Here is a 17170-nt window from a genome sequence, read left to right as displayed (position 1 = left end):
GGGAATGTTCGTCAAAGTGTGCGGCTTGAGTACGCCGGAGTCCGTGCGTGAAGCGGTCGACGCCGGTGCAGACGCGGTCGGCTTCGTGCTCACTTCCAGCCCCCGCGAAGTCAGTCCGGACCAGGTGCGCATTCTGCGGCCGTTGGTTCCGGAGCATGTTCACGCCGTGGGTGTGTTCCGGCATGAGGCTGCCGCTGACGCCGTGGCAACGGCTCGTGCTGCCGGACTTGAGTGGGTGCAATTGCATGGCCACCGGACGGTTGACGACGTCAAAACAGTGCACGACGCCGGGATGCGGCTCATCAGGGCCGTCACCATGGGCGCCTCCCAGGACGAGTTCGCCGATCTGGGCGAAGAAGTTTTCCTGATCGATGCCGCAGTGCCGGGCTCGGGGGAGTCCTGGGACTACGCGTCAGTGCGGGCAAAGGGGCTGGATGACCGGGAGTGGCTGCTTGCCGGGGGACTCGAACCGGGCAACGTGGCTTTCGCGGCCGCTGCTGCCGGCGCTTGGGGAGTGGACGTTTCCTCCGGGGTAGAGGCATCTCGCGGAGTGAAGGACCTGGCGAAGATCCGCGCCTTCGTCAAAGCTGCCAAAGCCTAGATTCGCTTACCGTGTCAGTGGGACACCATAGACTCGCTCACGACGACACGATTCACTCCAGCGCACCACTACTTGGATATCGAACATCACCGAAACCAGGAGTTAAGCAATGAGTACGGAACAGCACACCCTGACCATGAGCCGCGAGTTTGATGCTCCCCGCGAGAAGGTTTTTGAGGCCTGGATGGAGCCGGACAAGCTCACTCAGTGGTTCGGGCCTGTAGAAGTAGAAGCTCCCCGGGACCAGATCATCGTTGAGCCCAGGGTGGGTGGCATCTGGCAGGTGGTCATGGTGTGGTCGGACGAGAATGGCCAGCAGTCGGCACCCATCGAAGCCACCATCACCGAGCTGAACAGCCCGGCACTTTTGGTTGCCCAGGCCAAGGCTGCTCCTGACGCCGACCACGAATACGAGGAAATGCACCTCGAATTCGAGGACCTCAACGGCCGTACCAGGATGAACCTCACGCAGGGGCCGTTTGCTTCCGAAGAGTGGGTTGAGATGACACGCGACGGCTGGGGGACCTCGTTCGACAAGCTGGACGGGCTCCTGGCCGGTTGAGCCACTGATGAAGCCCGCGGCGTAGGGTCCTGGAAGTCAGGGAAGATTCAGGGCAGACCCCTAGGCTTTTTGTCGGGGGCGCAAGGGAGAATGAAGACTATGAAAACGCTCCTTAACGTCATCTGGCTTGTCTTCGGTGGGTTCTGGCTGGCCTTGGGCTACTTCGCGGCAGGCATCATCTGCTGCGTGCTCATCGTCACCATCCCGTGGGGCATCGCTTCGTTCCGGATCGGTGCGTACTGCCTGTGGCCCTTCGGCCAGATGGTGGTTGAGAAACCGGGCGGTGCCGGAGTGTTCGCGCTCCTCGGCAATGTGATCTGGCTTCTGGTTGCGGGCATCTGGATTGCGATCGGCCACGTGGTCACGGCGGTTGCCATGGCCATCACCATCATCGGAATTCCGCTGGCCATCGCCAACTTGAAGCTCATCCCGGTATCGCTGATGCCTCTCGGTAAGCAGATCGTGCCCACCAACCAGCCGTTCGTCAGCACCTACCGCTAGGCTGGCTCCGCCCGTTTAGACGACCCGCTGCAGGACAGACGATTCCTACCGTCTAAGCTGCAGCGGAGCGTCTCATCGGGGGAAGAGAACGTACGGCAGCTGCCGTTGCGGCGCATCCGGTTCGCTAGGGATAGCCGCTCACGCGAGTTCACTGGCGAGGTTCCGGCGCGCGGCGTCGAGCCAGAGCGCCTTGGCGCGTTCGCCGTGGAACAGCGGGTCCAGCCCCAAGAGATCACGCACGACGGCGGCGCGCCCCTTCGCGAAATCTTCGTCACTGACGTGGGCGTAGTCTTCGCGGACTGCGGCGAGGTAGCGGGCGTAGGATTCCGGGTCGCCACCAAGCACTGAGAGGTCGGCGTCGCAGAGAAGGGCACCGGCATAGTCGCCGGTCTTTGGACGGTGAGTGGAGGTGAGCCGGACCAAGCGAGCAACCTCGGCAACCTCGTGGGGAGCCAACCCGGCAGCCGTGAGGCGGTCCTCTGCCAACCGTGCAGACTCTTCTTCGTCCTGCCCGGCCACGCCTTCATAGACGGCATCGTGAAACCACGCCGCAAGGATGACTGTCAGCGCGGGCTGTTCCGGCTCCGCCAGGACGTCCAAGGCCTCAAGGACTGCCAGGAGGTGTGTCCGGCTGTGGTACTTCCTGCCGTCCTCGCCCCACCGTTCCAGCAGTTCAAGGCCCAGCTCCTCGTGGCCTGGGTACGTGCTGTTCCAACGTTCCATCAAAGGTACTGTCAATGCCTTGCTCCGTTCACGAGCGGGGATGCGCAGTCCGCTGGCGATGAGCTTGCGGACCAGGATGCGGGCTTCCACCGGGATGGCGCCCGCCGCGACGAGATCATCGTAGCGGCGTTCGGGAACGTCATAGTGGTCTCCGTCGAAGGCCCGCTCCGGAACTCCGGCGGAGGCTGCGAACTCGTGCAGCTCCTCCAGCGACGTGTCCGAAACGAGGTGCGAAAAAACGGTTCCATGAGCTGGCCACAGAGGGGGATCGACATATATGGCCATTGGCAAAGTGTATCCAAGCGATCCTTCCCAGTTGCCGGCCATCGGAACGTCTACCGCCGTGCTGCCGTCCCGGAAGTACAGGCTTCACTGCCCGCGCTGATCACGGCAACTGGGAAGGAGTGTAAGGAAACTCAGTGCTGCGCCGGCAGGATGTTCTGGTTGCCGCGGAACACGTTGTCAGGATCGAATTCGCGCTTCACCAAGGACAGTCGCCGGTAGTTCTTCTCGCCGTAAGCTGCCATGATCCGGTCCTGGCCTTCGTCTCCAATGAAGTTCAGCCAGACTCCGCCGGTGGTGTACGGGGCGATGTCCTGCCGGAACTGCTTGACCCAAGCTATTGCCTCTTGCCCTCCCTCCCGGGTTTCGGACAGACCGAACGGGTGGCTGACCCAAGCTGCGCCGCGATGCTGCAGGGGAGTGTTCGCCGCAGCAGGTCCACCCACGGCTCCGCCCCACCGCGCCACCAACTGCTGCGAGTGTGGCCCGGGAAGGCGTTGCGCCGAATCCACAAGGAGATCCAGGGCGTCGTCGTTGAGCTCGTTGTGGTAATCGGCGCTCCAGTAGTTGTAGTGGTCCGGCGGGTCGTCGATCATGCATTGGAAGTCCGCGTATGCCATGGGGGAGACCAGGTCCACGGAAGGGCCGAGTTCCTTGAACGGCTTCGCATGTTCCTCGCCGGTCTCCACATCTCCCGCGTAGATGTAAGCCATTCCTACGGCGAGCTTGCCTACCATCTCTTCCGGGACGAACTCTTCCGGCGGGGCGGTGAGGTACACCAGGGCTGTCCCCACGGCGTCGGGCGCCTCCAGCGCAAGCCCGCGGAAGGCGCGCGACAAGTCCGTCGCGTCCTGCCCTGGGAACAACATGAGGCCAGCCATCACGGTGGGCCCGAGATCGTGCAGCTTGAACGTCAAGGACGTTGCCACACCGAAGTTTCCGCCCCCTCCGTGGAGGGCCCAGAACAACTCGGGGTTTTCGCCGGGGCTGGCGGTGACGCGCTCCCCGGAGGCCGTGACCAGGTCGACGGAGAGCAAGTTGTCGCACGCGAATCCGTACGAGCGCTCCAGCCATCCCGAACCACCGCCCAACGTGAATCCCGAGACTCCCGTGGTGGACGCGCGCCCGCCCGTGACAGCCAGCCCGTACTGCTGGGTGGCGCGGTCGAACTCGCCCCAAGTCAGCCCTGCGCCCACCGTGGCGGTCTTCATCTCGCGGTCCACGCTGATGGACTTCATGGGACGGACGTCAATTACCAGGCCGTCGTCGTTGGTGGACATGCCCGCCACCGAGTGCCCACCCGAGCGCACGGCGACGTCCAGATTGTGGTTGTGCGCATAGCTCAGCGCTTCCGCCACATCGCCGGGATCCGAGCATTTGGCGATGACAGCCGGCTTTCGGTCGATCATCGCATTGAAGAGTTTTCGGGCTTCGTCATAGTCCGGGCTGTCCGGACGAATCCATTCCATGGGACGTTCCTTCGCATCGGAAACTCTCCCCTAGAACAGGGTACGTCCGTACCTCCCATCGGACCATGGGTAGTGAGAAGAAGTACGACGACGGCGGCGCACCATTTCGCGCCGAGCGCACCAGAGTTACGGGTGCGTCGTGCGGTAATGGGTGCGCCGGGAGCGCCCAAAGGGCCGAACTCCGCCAACGCTGCGCCGCAGGTCACACGGGCAAACGCCAAGGTAATTTTCCGTTTGCGGCGGAACAAGTAGCGAAGATCCGCAAATACGGATCTATGATGCATTTATGCCGCAGATACGAATTTCCGAGGCCGCTCGCTTTCTTGGTGTCAGCGACGACACCGTGAGGCGATGGACGGAAAACGGAACGCTTACTGCCCGAAAGGACTCAGCCGGGCGCCTCGCGGTGGATGGCTTGGAACTGGCCACGCTTGCCCGCGACCAATCCCACCTCCCTGACGACCCCTCGCGGACAGGAAGTTCGGCCCGCAACCGCTTCGTGGGTCTTGTCACCGGCATTACTGCGGACAAGGTCATGGCCCAAGTGGAGCTTCAGTGTGGTCCGTTTCGCGTTGTGTCGCTGATGAGTAGCGAAGCCGTCCGGGAGCTTGGGCTGGAACTCGGTTCGGTGGCCACAGCCGTGGTGAAGGCCACCACCGTCATCATCGAAACACCGCAGGGAAAGAGCATCATATGAGGATCAGCCGTAAGCCTTTCGCCGCTGTACTGGTTGCGGGTGCCCTGGCAGCGAGCCTGGGAGCCTGCGCCTCCGGGACGACACGTCCGTCCACGGGCTCGGCCAGCCCCGGGTCCGCCATGTCCGGAGAGATCACCGTTTTCGCCGCGGCATCCCTGAAAACAACCTTCACGCAGCTGGCAAAGGACTTCGAAGTCCAGCACCCGGGCACCAAAGTGACTCTCAGCTTTGCAGGCTCCTCTGATCTGGCCACACAGATTACCCAGGGTGCCCCTGCGGACGTCTTCGCTTCAGCAGACACCAAGAACATGGCCAAGCTCGCAGACCAGGAGCTTGTGGACGGCACCGCAACCAACTTCGCCACCAATGTCCTGGAGATCGCCGTCCCGCCCGGCAACCCGGCGTCGATCTCTTCCTTCGCGGACCTCGCCAAGCCCGGCGTCAAAGTGGTGACCTGCGCCAGTCAGGTTCCCTGCGGCGCTGCAACGAAGACCGTCGAAAAAGCGACAGGGACCGCGTTGAGCCCGGTCAGCGAGGAATCATCCGTGACCGATGTCCTGGGCAAAGTTACCTCGGGCGAAGCCGACGCGGGCCTGGTCTACGTTTCGGACGTCAAAGCGGCTGGTGGCAAGGTCAAGGGCATACCCTTCCCCGAGTCGGACAGGGCCGTCAACACCTACCCGATTGCGACGGTTGGTACCAGCAAGAAGAAGGAACTCGCAGCTGCGTTCATTGCAAACGTCACTAGCGAAGCCGGCAAGAAGGTCCTCATGGACGCCGGCTTCGGAACGCCGTAGCGGAGGCCACGGCACCATGATCAAGCGCAGCGGCTACCACGGCATTCCGCGGTGGATTTATGGTGTTGCCGCTGTGGGTGGACTTCTGATGGTGCTTCCCTTGGCGGCGATGCTGCTGCGCGTGAATTGGCCGCAGTTCATTCCACTCATCACCTCGGAGTCGTCCCTTGCCGCCTTGGGCCTGAGCCTGAGGACCTCAGCGGCCAGCACCGTCCTTTGCGTCGTCCTGGGAGTTCCTCTGGCACTGGTACTTGCCCGCAGCGAGTTCCCCGGACAAAGGCTTCTCCGCTCCTTCGTCCTGTTGCCGCTGGTGCTGCCGCCCGTCGTCGGCGGACTCGCTCTCCTATACACATTCGGGCGGCAGGGACTCCTGGGAAAGTCCCTTGAACTGGCCGGGATCCAGATCGCGTTCTCCACCTCGGCGGTGGTTTTGGCCCAGACTTTCGTGGCGCTGCCGTTCCTGGTGGTCAGTCTGGAAGGCGCACTGAGATCGGCCGGAAGCAGATACGAGGCTGTCGCAGCGACCCTCGGGGCGCGGCCCACCACCGTTCTTCGTCGCGTAACGCTCCCGCTGGTGTTGCCCGGGCTAGCGTCAGGTGCTGTGTTGTCGTTCGCGCGAAGCCTGGGTGAGTTCGGTGCCACCTTGACCTTTGCCGGCAGTTTGGAAGGGATCACGCGAACCCTTCCGCTCGAAATCTACTTGCAGCGTGAGGCCGATGCGGACGCCGCCGTCGCGCTTTCTTTGGTGCTGGTGGCGGTTGCCGTTGCGGTGGTTGGGCTCAGCTACGGGCGCCGGCGGAGCAGCAGTCCCGTGGAGGTCGGGCCATGAGCTTCGAGCTACAGGCCAGCGTCCGCGCCAGGAACTTCGACATGGCCCTAAGCCTCGCTGAAGGTGAAACAGTGGCAATACTCGGGCCCAATGGTGCCGGGAAGTCCACTCTGCTGGGCGTGATTGCCGGCCTGCTGCGGCCGGATGCCGGCTCGGCGCGAATCGGCCACAAGGATCTGTTCAAGCTCGACGGCCGCACCCACTTTTGGAGCCCGCCACATCTGCGGGGGACTGCGCTTCTGGCCCAGGAAGCTCTCCTGTTTCCGCATCTGAATGCCTTGGACAACGTGGCATTCGGGCCGCGTAGTGGGGGCGCTTCGAAGGCAGCCGCGCGGGAAACGGCACAACACTGGCTTGCCGAAGTTGATGCCCTGCCCCTTGCTGACCGGAAGCCCTCCCAGTTGTCCGGCGGGCAGGCCCAACGCGTCGCGGTGGCACGCGCCTTGGCTGCTCAGCCCGAGTTGTTGCTCCTTGACGAGCCCATGTCCGCCCTCGACATTCACGCAGCACCATTGCTCCGCCGCGTCCTCAAACGAGTCCTTCGGGACCGCAAAGCCATCATCGTCACGCACGACATCCTGGACGCCTACATGCTCGCCGACCGGGTCATCGTGGTGGAGAAGGGACGTATCGCGGAAGAAGGATCCACGCGTCAGGTCCTTGAAAGGCCGCGAAGCCACTTTGCTGCGGGCCTCGCCGGCCTCAACCTCGTCAGCGGGACCATTGCCTCCGAGGGAATTACGACGCCGGATGGCCGGGTTTTCGCGGGCCAGCATGATCCGGACTGGTCACCAGTGCCCGGCCAGGCGGGCGTGGCCGCCTTCCCGCCGTCGAGCGTCTCCGTCTTCCTGGGCGACGTCCATGGAAGTCCGCGTAATTCCTTCCCGGTGACCATCACGGACCTTGAACCGTACGGGGACCAGATCCGAGTCCGCGCCGGCGACGGTCATTCGGCGCAGGCTTTGTCAGCCGACATCACCCCCGCCGCGTCCGCCGACCTGGGCTTGGTGCCGGGCATGGAAGTCAGGTTTGTGGTCAAGTCCGCGCTGGTATCGGTCTACCCGGCATGAATACCCCGGCGTGAAGCCACGGGGTTACTCCCGGTACATTCGCTCCGCATAGGACGGCCCGTAGTAAGACTCCAGATCCTCCAGCGACGTTTCGGGTTGCGTGTAGGTCCGGGACAGCATGGCGATGCTCGGAAGGCCGTCAGTGTCCCAGGTTTCCGGTTGCCACAGTCCGCTTCGCATGAAGGCTTTACCGCAATGGGTGAACACTTCCTCGACAGCAACCACAACAGCGGCACGCGGCCGGTGCCCCTTGACCACCATGTGGTCGAAGAAGTCGGCGTCACGAACGATTTCCGCCGTTCCGTTGATCCGCAGGGTGTCTGTTCTGCCCGGGACTACGGACAGGATGCCCACGTTCGGGTTCTCCAGGATGTTGTGGAAGCCGAAGGCGAGCTTGTTGCCGGGGCGTTCCGGTATGGCGATTGTGTGCTCGTCCAGGACATGAATGAAGCCAGCGGGATCGCCCTTGGGTGAGGCGTCCACGCGGCCCTGCGCGTCCGAAGTCGAGATCACGCAAAACGGGCTGGCTGCCAGCCATTGGCGGTCGAAATCGCTCAGCGACGTCCGCACTTTCCGGCGCACACGGTCCAAGGGCAATCCGATCAGTTCTTCGAGTTCATCCACGCTGGAAATGGTGTCCATGGCCCCAGCCTACTTCCCTTGATTTCGGTGGACTCTGGACACTGGTTTCGCCGTGGGCAAACATGGAACCCAGTGGACCAAATATCGAAGTTGAGCGTAGTAGACTCAACTTTGAAAGTATTGGTTCAACTCCAGAAAGGGAGCACTCTTTGGACGTCAAATTCACCACCAAAAGCCAGGAGGCCCTTTCTGCGGCCGCCATGAACGCCTCGACCGCGGGCAACCCGCAGCTCGAGCCCGCACACTTGTTGAAAGCCCTGATGGACCAGCGTGAGGGCGTCGCCGTCGCGCTGTTGCGTGCCACGGGAGCGGACCCGGACGCCGTGAGCGTGCAAGCCAGCTCAGCCATCAAGTCGTTGCCGTCGTCCTCGGGCAGTTCGGTCCAGCAGGCGCAGTTGTCACGCCAGTCCATGCAGGCCATCCAAGCTGCCCAGAACGAGGCTGACAAGCTCGGCGATTCCTTTGTTTCCACGGAGCACCTACTGCTCGGACTCTCGGCCGGAAGCGACGCCGTCGGGAAATTAATGCGTGACGCCGGCGCCTCCCACGAAGCGCTGCTCGCCGCCCTGCCGGGTGTCCGGGGGGACAGGAACGTCAACTCTCCGGATCCTGAAAATACCTTCCAGGCCTTGGAGAAGTTCGGCACGGACCTGACCGCCGTCGCCCGCTCGGGCAAACTGGATCCCGTCATCGGACGCGACAGCGAGATCCGGCGCGTCGTCCAGGTCCTGAGCCGCCGTACCAAGAACAACCCCGTGCTCATTGGTGAGCCGGGCGTCGGTAAGACCGCCGTCGTCGAAGGCCTTGCGCAGCGCATGGTGGCCGGCGACGTCCCCGAAAGTTTGCGTGGCAAAACGCTCATCGCCCTGGATCTGGCGTCCATGGTGGCCGGTGCAAAGTATCGCGGTGAGTTCGAGGAACGCCTGAAGGCCGTCCTGGAGGAGATCAAGAACTCCAACGGCCAGATCGTGACGTTCATCGACGAAATTCATACGGTAGTGGGTGCTGGTGCCACCGGTGACAGCGCCATGGACGCAGGAAACATGCTCAAGCCCATGCTGGCCCGCGGTGAATTGCGCCTGATTGGTGCCACCACCTTGGACGAGTACCGCGAGAACATTGAAAAAGATCCTGCCCTGGAACGCCGTTTCCAGCAGGTGTACGTCGGGGAGCCCAGCGTCGAGGACACCATCGGTATTCTTCGTGGTTTGAAGGAACGTTACGAGGCGCACCACAAAGTAGCCATCGCCGACTCCGCTTTGGTCGCAGCCGCAACGCTGTCCAATCGATACATCTCGGGCCGCCAGCTTCCGGACAAGGCAATCGACCTCGTGGACGAGGCCGCATCCCGGCTCCGCATGGAAATCGATTCCGCGCCGGAAGAAATTGACCAGCTCCGCCGCGCCGTGGATCGTCTGACCATGGAGGAACTGGCCCTGCAAGGGGAAACTGATCCTGCTTCGGTGGAACGATTGGCTGCGATCCGAGCGGACAAAGCCGATAAGAACGAAGAGCTCAGCGCTTTGAACGCGCGCTGGGAAGCGGAGAAAGCCGGACTCAACCGGGTGGGCGATCTCAAAGCGAAAATCGACGAACTGCGCTCCGCAGCGGACAAGTCCCAACGCGAGGGTGACCTGGAATCGGCGTCGCGGATCCTCTACGGCGAACTGCCCGCTCTGGAGCGGGAGCTGAGCGCCGCTGCCGAGGAGGAGTCCGCCCGGGGCGATTCGAAACCGGAACTGATGGTTGCCGAGGACGTAACTGCGGACGACATCGCGGAAGTCATTTCAGCCTGGACTGGTATCCCGGCCGGCCGCATGCTCCAAGGCGAGTCCCAGAAACTGCTGCACATGGAAGAGGAGCTCGGCAAGCGACTCATCGGGCAGACCAAAGCTGTCCAAGCTGTGTCAGACGCCGTGCGCCGTGCCCGTGCCGGCATCAGCGACCCCAACCGTCCTACGGGCTCGTTCTTGTTCCTCGGTCCAACGGGCGTCGGCAAGACCGAGCTGGCAAAGGCGTTGGCAGACTTCCTCTTCGATGACGAACGCGCCATGATCCGGATCGATATGTCCGAGTACAGCGAGAAGCACTCGGTCGCCCGTCTGGTGGGTGCCCCTCCGGGATACGTCGGCTACGAAGAAGGCGGCCAACTCACGGAGGCTGTCCGTCGCCGGCCCTACTCCGTAGTGCTGCTGGACGAGGTGGAGAAGGCCCACCCTGAGGTCTTCGACATCCTCCTGCAGGTTCTCGACGACGGCCGCCTCACCGACGGTCAGGGCCGCACCGTGGACTTCCGCAACACCATCCTGGTGCTGACCTCCAACTCCGGAAGCCAGTTCCTTGTGGACCAGTCACTGGATGCAAGGGCCAAGCGGGAAGCTGTCATGGCCGTGGTCCAGGCATCCTTCAAGCCCGAGTTCCTGAACCGCTTGGATGAGATCGTCCTCTTCGATCCACTGACAGTCGAGGAACTTGCCCGGATCGTTGAGCTGCACGTCGCCGAGCTGAGCAACCGGCTCCGCGATCGCCGCCTAAGCCTTGAGGTAACCGATGCGGCACGCGCCTGGTTGGCCATGTCCGGATTTGATCCCGCCTACGGTGCACGGCCGCTGCGCAGGTTGGTTCAACGGGAGATCGGAGACCGCCTCGCCAAGGAGATTCTTGCAGGCGAAATCAGCGACGGCGACACCGTGCTGGTGGATACTGCTGCGGACCTCGACGAACTCACAGTTGAGGGCTTCGAAGCGCTGACAGGTCCCGACGGCGGCACTCCCGCAGGTACTGGCCTCACGGTTCGTCGGAAGTAGCGTTTCAGGCTACTTCGTGAGGAGATCTTCGGTGATGGTGTTGCCGGAATCCACCACGATGAAGCAATCAACGCGGCGGTCGCCCCGATCCCAACTGGTGGTGCTCGGGTAAACGTTCTGCTGGAGCAGCACGTAGTTGTCGGCCGCTGCGTTGAGCTTCACGTCCTTGCAAACCTCGCGCCCTTTGTCCCTCAGGGCATTCGTGCCGGGGAAGGACTCGTCAGCTCCGTAGCTGAAGATGGCACCGAGTTGGGCCGAGTGCCCGGTGTCGCAGGCCACAGCCCTGGCTTTGGAGGCATTGGCATCAAAGTCGGCAAAGCAGTCGCCCACCTGGAAGTCCTTGGCCTCTGCATCACGGGGGAGGGGCCCGGCGCTCGGAGCCGCGCTGGGTGTGGATACGGCGGCTTCCGGGCGGGTGCCCAACAAGTTAAGCAAGACCCAAATCACAACGCCGATGAGTATGAGAACGCCAACAACGATTCCGCCAATAACCAACCGCTGCCGTTTGACCGGATCGCCATGAGGTTCCGGCTGTCCGTGTGGGGCTTGGTCCCCCTGCGGCTCCGGCCGCCACTCCTGACCTGTGTAGGGCTGCTGACCGGCATAGGGTTGCTGCCCCGCGTAAACAGGTGCATTGGCGTAAAGGGGTGCATGGGCATTTTCCGGCGACGCTGAACCCCCAGCTGGCTCTGAATCCGTGGGGGGCAGCGCAGGATCGGGCTGGCCTGTCGGATTGGGAACAAAGTCGGGATCGAGCTCGGGTGCGGGATCCGGTTGCAGACCCGAGGGTGGCACCCAGGGAGGGGCTGGCGGTTGCTGGCCCGGCGAAGGTGGTGTTTGGGGCGCAGGGGGCACTCCATCCTCGCCTTGTTCGCGTCGTGAACCGTCACGGGGTGAAGTGTTGTCCTGGCTCATATTCCCGGGTGTGCCTTCCTGCTGTGGAGCCGCATTGAGGCAGACTCTACCCAATTTTTGCTTCTCGTGGAGGTGTAACGGCGTGGTTTCAACCGTCGTCGGCCCGGACGCGGGGCCGTGGTGGCGCGCGGGCACCCTCGAAAGCATGTAATCTAGACATACGACAAATTGACCAAACATTCCGGGGCCTCACCGATAGCCAAGGTGACCACCTCCGGTCCAAGTACAAAAGGGGGTCACGCCATGGGGCGCGGCCGTCAAAAGGCAAAAGCTACCAAGCAGGCTCGGGACATTAAGTACTATTCCCCGAACACTGACTACTCGGCACTTGAGCGGGAGCTCACGGGTCCGTCTAGTCGTGTCAAGAGCCACTTCCCCGACGATCCCCCGGAGCCGGACTATTCGGCCTACGAGGACAAGTACGCGGAAGATGACGACGACGAGGTAGACACCCGTCGGATCGGATAGCTGTCGCAACCAACAGGTGCTTACGGCACTGAGTTGCGGACCGCCGTCGTACACCAAGGTCATCGCGCATTTCCGAATGCCGTATATCTTTTGAAAAGGGCCTTCAGGCCACGCCATTCTTTGGCGTACCCTGGGGGCTCTTTTTTGCGTAGGCTGGAGCTCGAGCGCATCGAAAGGGAAATCATGCCGGAGGTCGAGAGTTATCAGCAGGGAACACCGTGTTGGGTGGACCTGTCCTCCACCGACATTGAAGTTTCCAAAAAGTTCTACAGCGACCTCTTCGGGTGGGAGCTGGATGCCATGGATGCCGGAAATGGCATGACCTATTACATGGCCAAGCTCAAGGGCCGCTATGTCGCCGGGATGATGCAGCAACTGCCTGATGCCCCGGAAGGAATGCCGTCCTACTGGGCGAACTATCTTGCCGTTGACTCGGCGGACGAGGCCGCCCAGCGCGTGGAAGCGGCTGGCGGGACCCTTGTTGTCCCTCCAGACTCGGTTCCTAACGGCAGCGGACGTATGTTTTTCGCCACAGATCCGACCGGCGCTCAGATCGGCTTCTGGGAAGCCGGCAACCATCCCGGTTCGGGCTTGGTCAATGAGCCCGGGACCATGATCTGGAATGAACTGCAGACAGACGACGTCCACAAGGCCGTGGCGTTTTATGAGGCCGTGACAGGTTGCACCAGCGAGACTGCGCCCGCCGGCGACCTGCAGGAGTACACGAGCCTGCTCGTGGATGGAAAGCGTATTGCGGGTGCACTCAAGTTGCCTATTGAAGGGCTGTCACCGTTCTGGATGACGTACTTCAACGTGGTGGATATTGATGACACGGTGAAGCAAGCAGTTGAGCTGGGCAGCCACATCATTGCCCCGGCTTTTGATGTGCCGGGAGTTGGGCGAATGGCAGTTCTCATGGACCCAGCCGGAGCAGCGTTCAGCATCATGACAGGCTTGGCAGCATGACCTCACGCAAGCACTACGCCAACGGTGAGCCGTGCTGGGCCGACCTCCAGACACGCGACGTCGCAGCAGCCAAGACCTTCTATGAACAGGTTTTCGGCTGGACTTTCAAGGACCTGCCCACGCCGGACGGTCGCAGTTATGCGCAGGCCTTCGTCAAGGATCAGCTGGTGGCTGTGATCGCCCCGCAGAACCCCATGCAGGAGGCCGCCGGAACACACGGGCAGTGGAACGTTTACATCTCGGCCACAGACACCGAGGAAATTGCGGAGGACGCAGTCCACGCAGGAGGAAAGCTCCAGTTTGGCCCAGAGGCTGTGGCCGACACCGGGGTCTTGGCGTTCATCGAGCCTCCGGGTGGCGGCACCACCGGTATCTGGCAGGCCGGAACTCATGTGGGCAGCCACTTGTTCAACGAGCCCGGGGCGTTGGCGTGGGCGGAATTGCTGACGCCCGAGCCGCAAGCCGCCGTCGCGTTCTTCCAGCAGCTTTTCGGGCATGAGGTCACCGAATATCCCCAGGACGACGGCGGCAGCTACAGCACACTGATGGTCAAGGGTGACGAAGTGGCTGGCATAGTTCCTGCCGATGAAGGCGACGAGGCAGGCTGGCAGATCTACTTCGGCGTCGCGGATCTGCGAAAAGCAGCGGAAGCGGCAGCCGCAGCCGGGGGAGAGCTCCTCGTTGAACCGGAGGACAAACCCGAAACAGGGTCCCTTGCCACCATTCAGGACCCGCAGGGTGGTGTCCTTAGCCTGATCCAGGTCTAGGACGGTCATAGGCGGTGCCGCATGGGCGCCGCGCATATTCCCTACTGCCTCGCAAACGGCCCGGCGCTGCCCGGATGTGGGCGTCGGACGCCCTTTTCCGCGGCGGGGGGACATATGTGTGTCGCAACTGACTCACATGCAAAACAAAGAGAGCGGCCGGGCAGTTCGAGACTGCCCGGCCGCTCTCTTCACGGAGCGATAAACCGCTTAGGCGTAGGCGTTCACCAAGCGGACAGCGCCGCCGTCGACACCCTTGGCACCCTGGACGTAGTCCGGGCCGGTCTTGTCGATCGAGTCGCTGTCGGCAGAAACGGTGCCCATGACCCAGGACGGCAGGCCGCGGTCGTTGAGGCGGGCCACTGCAGCATCGGCTGCTTCGGCGGAAACAATGGCAACCATGCCCACACCGAGGTTCAGCGTGCGCTCCAGATCGGCCAACGGAACGTTGCCGAGCTCGGAGACGAGCTTGAAGATCGCAGGCAGTTCCCAGGTGTTGCGGTCCACTGTTGCTACGAGGCCTTGCGGGAGGACGCGGGCCAGGTTGGCGGCAAGGCCGCCACCGGTGACGTGGCTGAAGCCGTGAACTGCTGCGCCGCCCGTGACCGGGAAGGTGCGTGCGAGGTCGAGGCAGTCGGCGGCATAAACGCGGGTCGGTTCCAGGAGCTCTTCGCCCAGCGTGCGGCCGAGTTCGGAGACCTGGCGGTCCAGGGCCCAGCCGGCGTGGTTGATGACGCGGCGGACCAGGGAGTAGCCGTTGGAGTGCAGGCCGGAGGAAGCCATGCCGATGACGACGTCGCCTGCGCGGACGCGGTCCGGGCCGAGCAGGGCGTCGGCTTCGACGATGCCGGTTGCGGCACCTGCGACGTCGTACTCGTGCTCACCCAGGAGACCCGGGTGCTCAGCGGTTTCGCCACCCACCAAGGCGGTGCCGGCGACGGAACACGCAGCAGCGATGCCGCGGACGATGTCCGCGATGCGCTCCGGGACAACCTTGCCGCACGCGATGTAGTCCGTCATGTAAAGGGGCTCAGCACCCACCACAACGATGTCGTCCACCACCATGCCCACCAGGTCAAAACCGATGGTGTCGTGGATGTCCATGGCCTGCGCAATGGCAACCTTGGTGCCAACACCGTCAGTGGACGTCGCCAGCAGGGGCTTCTTGTACGTCAGCAGCTTGGAGACGTCGTACAGGCCAGCGAAACCGCCGACGCCGCCAATCACCGAAGAGTTATGCGTCGCCTTGATGGCGCCCTTCATGAGTTCGACTGCGCGGTCTCCCGCTTCGACGTCGACACCCGCGGAGGCGTAGGTGATACCGGAGTTATTCTCAGCGGCGGGTGTTGCGGAGCTCATACAGACTCTTTCTTGTCGGCGTCGGTCAAACGATCAGCGTCGGTAAGCAGGTTTTCGAATTCGGCGTCAGGTCCGGGATCGCAACCCGTGGCGCCCGGCTTCTCAGCAGGGTCCTCGGAATCGTCCACGGAGTCGGACGGAGCGGCCGGTTCCAGGCCACCAAGGTCGGTGCGCTCCAGCAGGTTCTTGCCCAACTTGTCCGCGTGCGGCAGCTCGATGGGGTACTTGCCGGTGAAGCAGGCCGTGCAGAGGCGTTCGCGCGGCTGCTGGGTAGCGCCGATCATGCCGTCTTCGGAGATGTAGGCCAGCGAGTCAGCGCCGATTGCCTGTGAGATCTCCTCGATGGTTGCGCCGTTGGCGATGAGCTCCGCGCGGGACGCGAAGTCGATGCCGTAGAAGCAGGGCCACTGAACCGGGGGAGAGGAAATCTTGACGTGCACAGCGGCGGCACCGGCTTCGCGGAGCATCCGAACGATAGCCCGCTGGGTGTTGCCGCGGACGATCGAGTCATCCACCACCACTATGCGCTTGCCACGGATCACGGATTCCAGGGCGTTGAGCTTGAGGCGGATACCCAGCTGGCGCAGGGTCTGCGACGGCTGGATGAACGTGCGGCCCACGTAGGCGTTCTTGACGAAGCCGTGCGCAAACGGAATGCCGGACTGCTCTGCGTAGCCCACAGCGGCGGGTGTGCCGGACTCGGGCACCGGGATAACAAGGTCTGCCTCGTGGGTGTTTTCGCGGGCCAGCTGGCGACCCATTTCCACGCGCGCCTCGTACACGGAGCGGCCGGCGATGGCAGCATCCGGGCGGGCCAGGTAGACGTACTCGAAAACACAGCCGGCGGGGGTTGCCTCGGCGAAGCGCTGGGAACGGACGCCGTCCTCGTCGATGGCGATGAATTCGCCGGGCTCGATTTCACGAATGAAGCTGGCACCAACGGTGGCCAGGCCGGCCTGCTCGGAAGCGACAACCCAGCCTCGCTCCAGGCGGCCCAAGCACAACGGGCGGATGCCGTAAGTATCGCGGGCCGCGTAGAGGGTTCCTTCGTCCATGAAGACGAAGCAGAAGCCACCCTTGATCTTGGGGAGCAGTTCCAGGGCGGTCTGTTCCAAGGTCTTGCCCTCTTCGCCCTCGAGGAGAGCGGTCACCAGAGCGGTGTCCGAGGTATTGCCTTGCTTCATCTCACCGGTCAGCTGGCCGTCGTTGCGCTCAAGGATCATTTCCCGGAGTTCAGCGGTGTTGGTCAGGTTGCCGTTGTGAGCCAAGGCAACCGTGCCGGTTGCTGTTGCACCCAGGGTTGGCTGCGCGTTGGCCCAGTGGCTTGCACCGGTGGTGGAGTACCGGCAATGGCCAACGGCCAGGTGCCCGGTGAGGGTGTTCAGGGTTGTCTCATCGAAGACCTGGGACACAAGGCCCATGTCCTTATAGACATTGATGCGCTTGCCGTCACTGGTAGCGATACCAGCCGATTCTTGTCCGCGGTGCTGCAGCGCATACAGCCCGTAATAGGTGAGTTTTGCTACTTCTTCACCGGGAGCCCAAACCCCAAAGACGCCACAAGCGTCCTGGGGGCCTTTTTCGCCGGGGAGAAGATCATGAGAAAGTTTTCCGTCGCCACGTGCCACTGGTCGATTGTCTCATGTTGTGGCCGTGGTACGTTCCCCGATTGCCTATGTGACCCCCGGAACCGGCGCAGAACTGGCGTGTTCCCGCGA

At 62.9% G+C, this 17170-nt stretch carries 17 protein-coding genes; 11 read left to right on the top strand and 6 right to left on the bottom strand.

Annotation, left to right across the window (positions count from 1 at the left end):
- Window positions 1-4: 4 nt before the first annotated feature.
- The 3 genes from A477_RS0116095 (at window position 5) to A477_RS0116085 (ending at window position 1664) form a co-directional block, all read left to right on the top strand.
- Window positions 5-601 (top strand): phosphoribosylanthranilate isomerase, encoded by a 597-nt coding sequence (locus tag A477_RS0116095; protein ID WP_017199968.1) that lies wholly within the window; start codon window positions 5-7, stop codon window positions 599-601.
- 109 nt (window positions 602-710) lie between these two features.
- Window positions 711-1163: an SRPBCC family protein gene (locus A477_RS0116090; protein WP_017199967.1), complete on the top strand. Its 453-nt coding sequence runs from the start codon at window positions 711-713 to the stop codon at window positions 1161-1163.
- 99 nt (window positions 1164-1262) lie between these two features.
- Complete coding sequence (locus A477_RS0116085; protein WP_017199966.1) at window positions 1263-1664, top strand: YccF domain-containing protein; 402 nt, start codon at window positions 1263-1265, stop codon at window positions 1662-1664.
- A 138-nt stretch (window positions 1665-1802) separates the two neighbouring features.
- Here A477_RS0116085 and A477_RS0116080 read toward each other — a convergent pair whose 3' ends face one another.
- Window positions 1803-2672, bottom strand: a complete 870-nt coding sequence (locus A477_RS0116080) for a DUF4031 domain-containing protein (protein WP_017199965.1) — start codon at window positions 2670-2672, stop codon at window positions 1803-1805.
- A gap of 131 nt (window positions 2673-2803) precedes the next feature.
- The gene (locus tag A477_RS0116075; protein ID WP_017199964.1) at window positions 2804-4138 is read right to left on the bottom strand and encodes an FAD-binding oxidoreductase; all 1335 of its coding nucleotides are present in this window, start codon (window positions 4136-4138) and stop codon (window positions 2804-2806) included.
- A 286-nt stretch (window positions 4139-4424) separates the two neighbouring features.
- On the opposite strand from A477_RS0116075, the gene A477_RS0116070 reads away from it, so the two are divergent.
- From A477_RS0116070 to A477_RS0116055, 4 genes are read left to right on the top strand one after another with little or no spacing between them, the layout of a single operon-like run.
- Complete coding sequence (locus tag A477_RS0116070; protein WP_017199963.1) at window positions 4425-4835, top strand: TOBE domain-containing protein; 411 nt, start codon at window positions 4425-4427, stop codon at window positions 4833-4835.
- Window positions 4832-5632 (top strand): molybdate ABC transporter substrate-binding protein, encoded by an 801-nt coding sequence (modA, locus tag A477_RS0116065; protein WP_017199962.1) that lies wholly within the window; start codon window positions 4832-4834, stop codon window positions 5630-5632. The genes A477_RS0116070 and modA overlap by 4 nt, the downstream gene beginning before the upstream one ends.
- A 16-nt stretch (window positions 5633-5648) precedes the next feature.
- Window positions 5649-6461: an ABC transporter permease gene (locus A477_RS0116060; protein WP_017199961.1), complete on the top strand. Its 813-nt coding sequence runs from the start codon at window positions 5649-5651 to the stop codon at window positions 6459-6461.
- A complete protein-coding gene (locus tag A477_RS0116055) occupies window positions 6458-7531 on the top strand; it encodes a sulfate/molybdate ABC transporter ATP-binding protein (protein ID WP_017199960.1) in 1074 nt (357 codons plus the stop codon). Before A477_RS0116060 ends, A477_RS0116055 begins: the two co-directional genes overlap by 4 nt.
- A gap of 24 nt (window positions 7532-7555) precedes the next feature.
- Here A477_RS0116055 and A477_RS0116050 read toward each other — a convergent pair whose 3' ends face one another.
- On the bottom strand, window positions 7556-8173 hold the full coding sequence (locus A477_RS0116050) for a pyridoxamine 5'-phosphate oxidase family protein (protein WP_017199959.1): 618 nt from the start codon (window positions 8171-8173) through the stop codon (window positions 7556-7558).
- A 149-nt stretch (window positions 8174-8322) separates the two neighbouring features.
- On the opposite strand from A477_RS0116050, the gene clpB reads away from it, so the two are divergent.
- Window positions 8323-10980 carry an ATP-dependent chaperone ClpB gene (gene clpB, locus A477_RS0116045; RefSeq protein WP_017199958.1) on the top strand — a complete coding sequence of 886 codons (2658 nt, stop codon included), beginning with the start codon at window positions 8323-8325 and terminating at the stop codon, window positions 10978-10980.
- Window positions 10981-10989: 9 nt separating this feature from the next.
- Here clpB and A477_RS0116040 read toward each other — a convergent pair whose 3' ends face one another.
- Window positions 10990-11895: a septum formation family protein gene (locus tag A477_RS0116040; protein ID WP_237715814.1), complete on the bottom strand. Its 906-nt coding sequence runs from the start codon at window positions 11893-11895 to the stop codon at window positions 10990-10992.
- 243 nt (window positions 11896-12138) lie between these two features.
- Here A477_RS0116040 and A477_RS0116035 point away from each other — a divergent pair, with 243 nt between their 5' ends.
- The 3 genes from A477_RS0116035 to A477_RS0116025 all read left to right on the top strand — a co-directional run bounded on the left by A477_RS0116035 (window position 12139) and on the right by A477_RS0116025 (window position 14096).
- Complete coding sequence (locus A477_RS0116035; protein WP_011776148.1) at window positions 12139-12363, top strand: DUF3073 domain-containing protein; 225 nt, start codon at window positions 12139-12141, stop codon at window positions 12361-12363.
- A gap of 183 nt (window positions 12364-12546) precedes the next feature.
- Window positions 12547-13329: a VOC family protein gene (locus tag A477_RS0116030; RefSeq protein WP_026005691.1), complete on the top strand. Its 783-nt coding sequence runs from the start codon at window positions 12547-12549 to the stop codon at window positions 13327-13329.
- A complete protein-coding gene (locus tag A477_RS0116025) occupies window positions 13326-14096 on the top strand; it encodes a VOC family protein (protein WP_017199955.1) in 771 nt (256 codons plus the stop codon). Before A477_RS0116030 ends, A477_RS0116025 begins: the two co-directional genes overlap by 4 nt.
- 207 nt (window positions 14097-14303) lie before the next feature.
- Here the strand turns inward: A477_RS0116025 and purM are convergent, their stop codons facing one another.
- Window positions 14304-15452, bottom strand: a complete 1149-nt coding sequence (gene purM, locus A477_RS0116020) for a phosphoribosylformylglycinamidine cyclo-ligase (protein WP_017199954.1) — start codon at window positions 15450-15452, stop codon at window positions 14304-14306.
- On the bottom strand, window positions 15449-17080 hold the full coding sequence (purF, locus tag A477_RS0116015) for an amidophosphoribosyltransferase (protein WP_017199953.1): 1632 nt from the start codon (window positions 17078-17080) through the stop codon (window positions 15449-15451). The genes purM and purF overlap by 4 nt, the downstream gene beginning before the upstream one ends.
- Window positions 17081-17170 lie beyond the last annotated feature (90 nt).

It is taken from the genome of Arthrobacter sp. M2012083, from assembly GCF_000281065.1.
Classification (GTDB): domain Bacteria; phylum Actinomycetota; class Actinomycetes; order Actinomycetales; family Micrococcaceae; genus Arthrobacter.
Note: the sequence above shows the minus strand (reverse complement) of the source record. Positions and strands in the feature narration are given on the sequence as shown.

Bases quoted from the DNA above. Each gene is read 5' to 3' on its own strand.
- A477_RS0116050 (WP_017199959.1), bottom strand. From the start codon at position 8,173: ATGGACACCATTTCCAGCGTGGATGAACTCGAAGAACTGATCGGATTG.
- A477_RS0116025 (WP_017199955.1), top strand. From the start codon at position 13,326: ATGACCTCACGCAAGCACTACGCCAACGGTGAGCCGTGCTGGGCCGAC.
- A477_RS0116085 (WP_017199966.1), top strand. From the start codon at position 1,263: ATGAAAACGCTCCTTAACGTCATCTGGCTTGTCTTCGGTGGGTTCTGG.
- A477_RS0116080 (WP_017199965.1), bottom strand. From the start codon at position 2,672: ATGGCCATATATGTCGATCCCCCTCTGTGGCCAGCTCATGGAACCGTT.
- A477_RS0116035 (WP_011776148.1), top strand. From the start codon at position 12,139: ATGGGGCGCGGCCGTCAAAAGGCAAAAGCTACCAAGCAGGCTCGGGAC.
- modA (WP_017199962.1), top strand. From the start codon at position 4,832: ATGAGGATCAGCCGTAAGCCTTTCGCCGCTGTACTGGTTGCGGGTGCC.
- A477_RS0116070 (WP_017199963.1), top strand. From the start codon at position 4,425: ATGCCGCAGATACGAATTTCCGAGGCCGCTCGCTTTCTTGGTGTCAGC.
- A477_RS0116095 (WP_017199968.1), top strand. From the start codon at position 5: ATGTTCGTCAAAGTGTGCGGCTTGAGTACGCCGGAGTCCGTGCGTGAA.
- A477_RS0116090 (WP_017199967.1), top strand. From the start codon at position 711: ATGAGTACGGAACAGCACACCCTGACCATGAGCCGCGAGTTTGATGCT.
- A477_RS0116055 (WP_017199960.1), top strand. From the start codon at position 6,458: ATGAGCTTCGAGCTACAGGCCAGCGTCCGCGCCAGGAACTTCGACATG.
- A477_RS0116030 (WP_026005691.1), top strand. From the start codon at position 12,547: ATGCCGGAGGTCGAGAGTTATCAGCAGGGAACACCGTGTTGGGTGGAC.
- A477_RS0116060 (WP_017199961.1), top strand. From the start codon at position 5,649: ATGATCAAGCGCAGCGGCTACCACGGCATTCCGCGGTGGATTTATGGT.
- A477_RS0116040 (WP_237715814.1), bottom strand. From the start codon at position 11,895: ATGAGCCAGGACAACACTTCACCCCGTGACGGTTCACGACGCGAACAA.
- A477_RS0116075 (WP_017199964.1), bottom strand. From the start codon at position 4,138: ATGGAATGGATTCGTCCGGACAGCCCGGACTATGACGAAGCCCGAAAA.
- purM (WP_017199954.1), bottom strand. From the start codon at position 15,452: ATGAGCTCCGCAACACCCGCCGCTGAGAATAACTCCGGTATCACCTAC.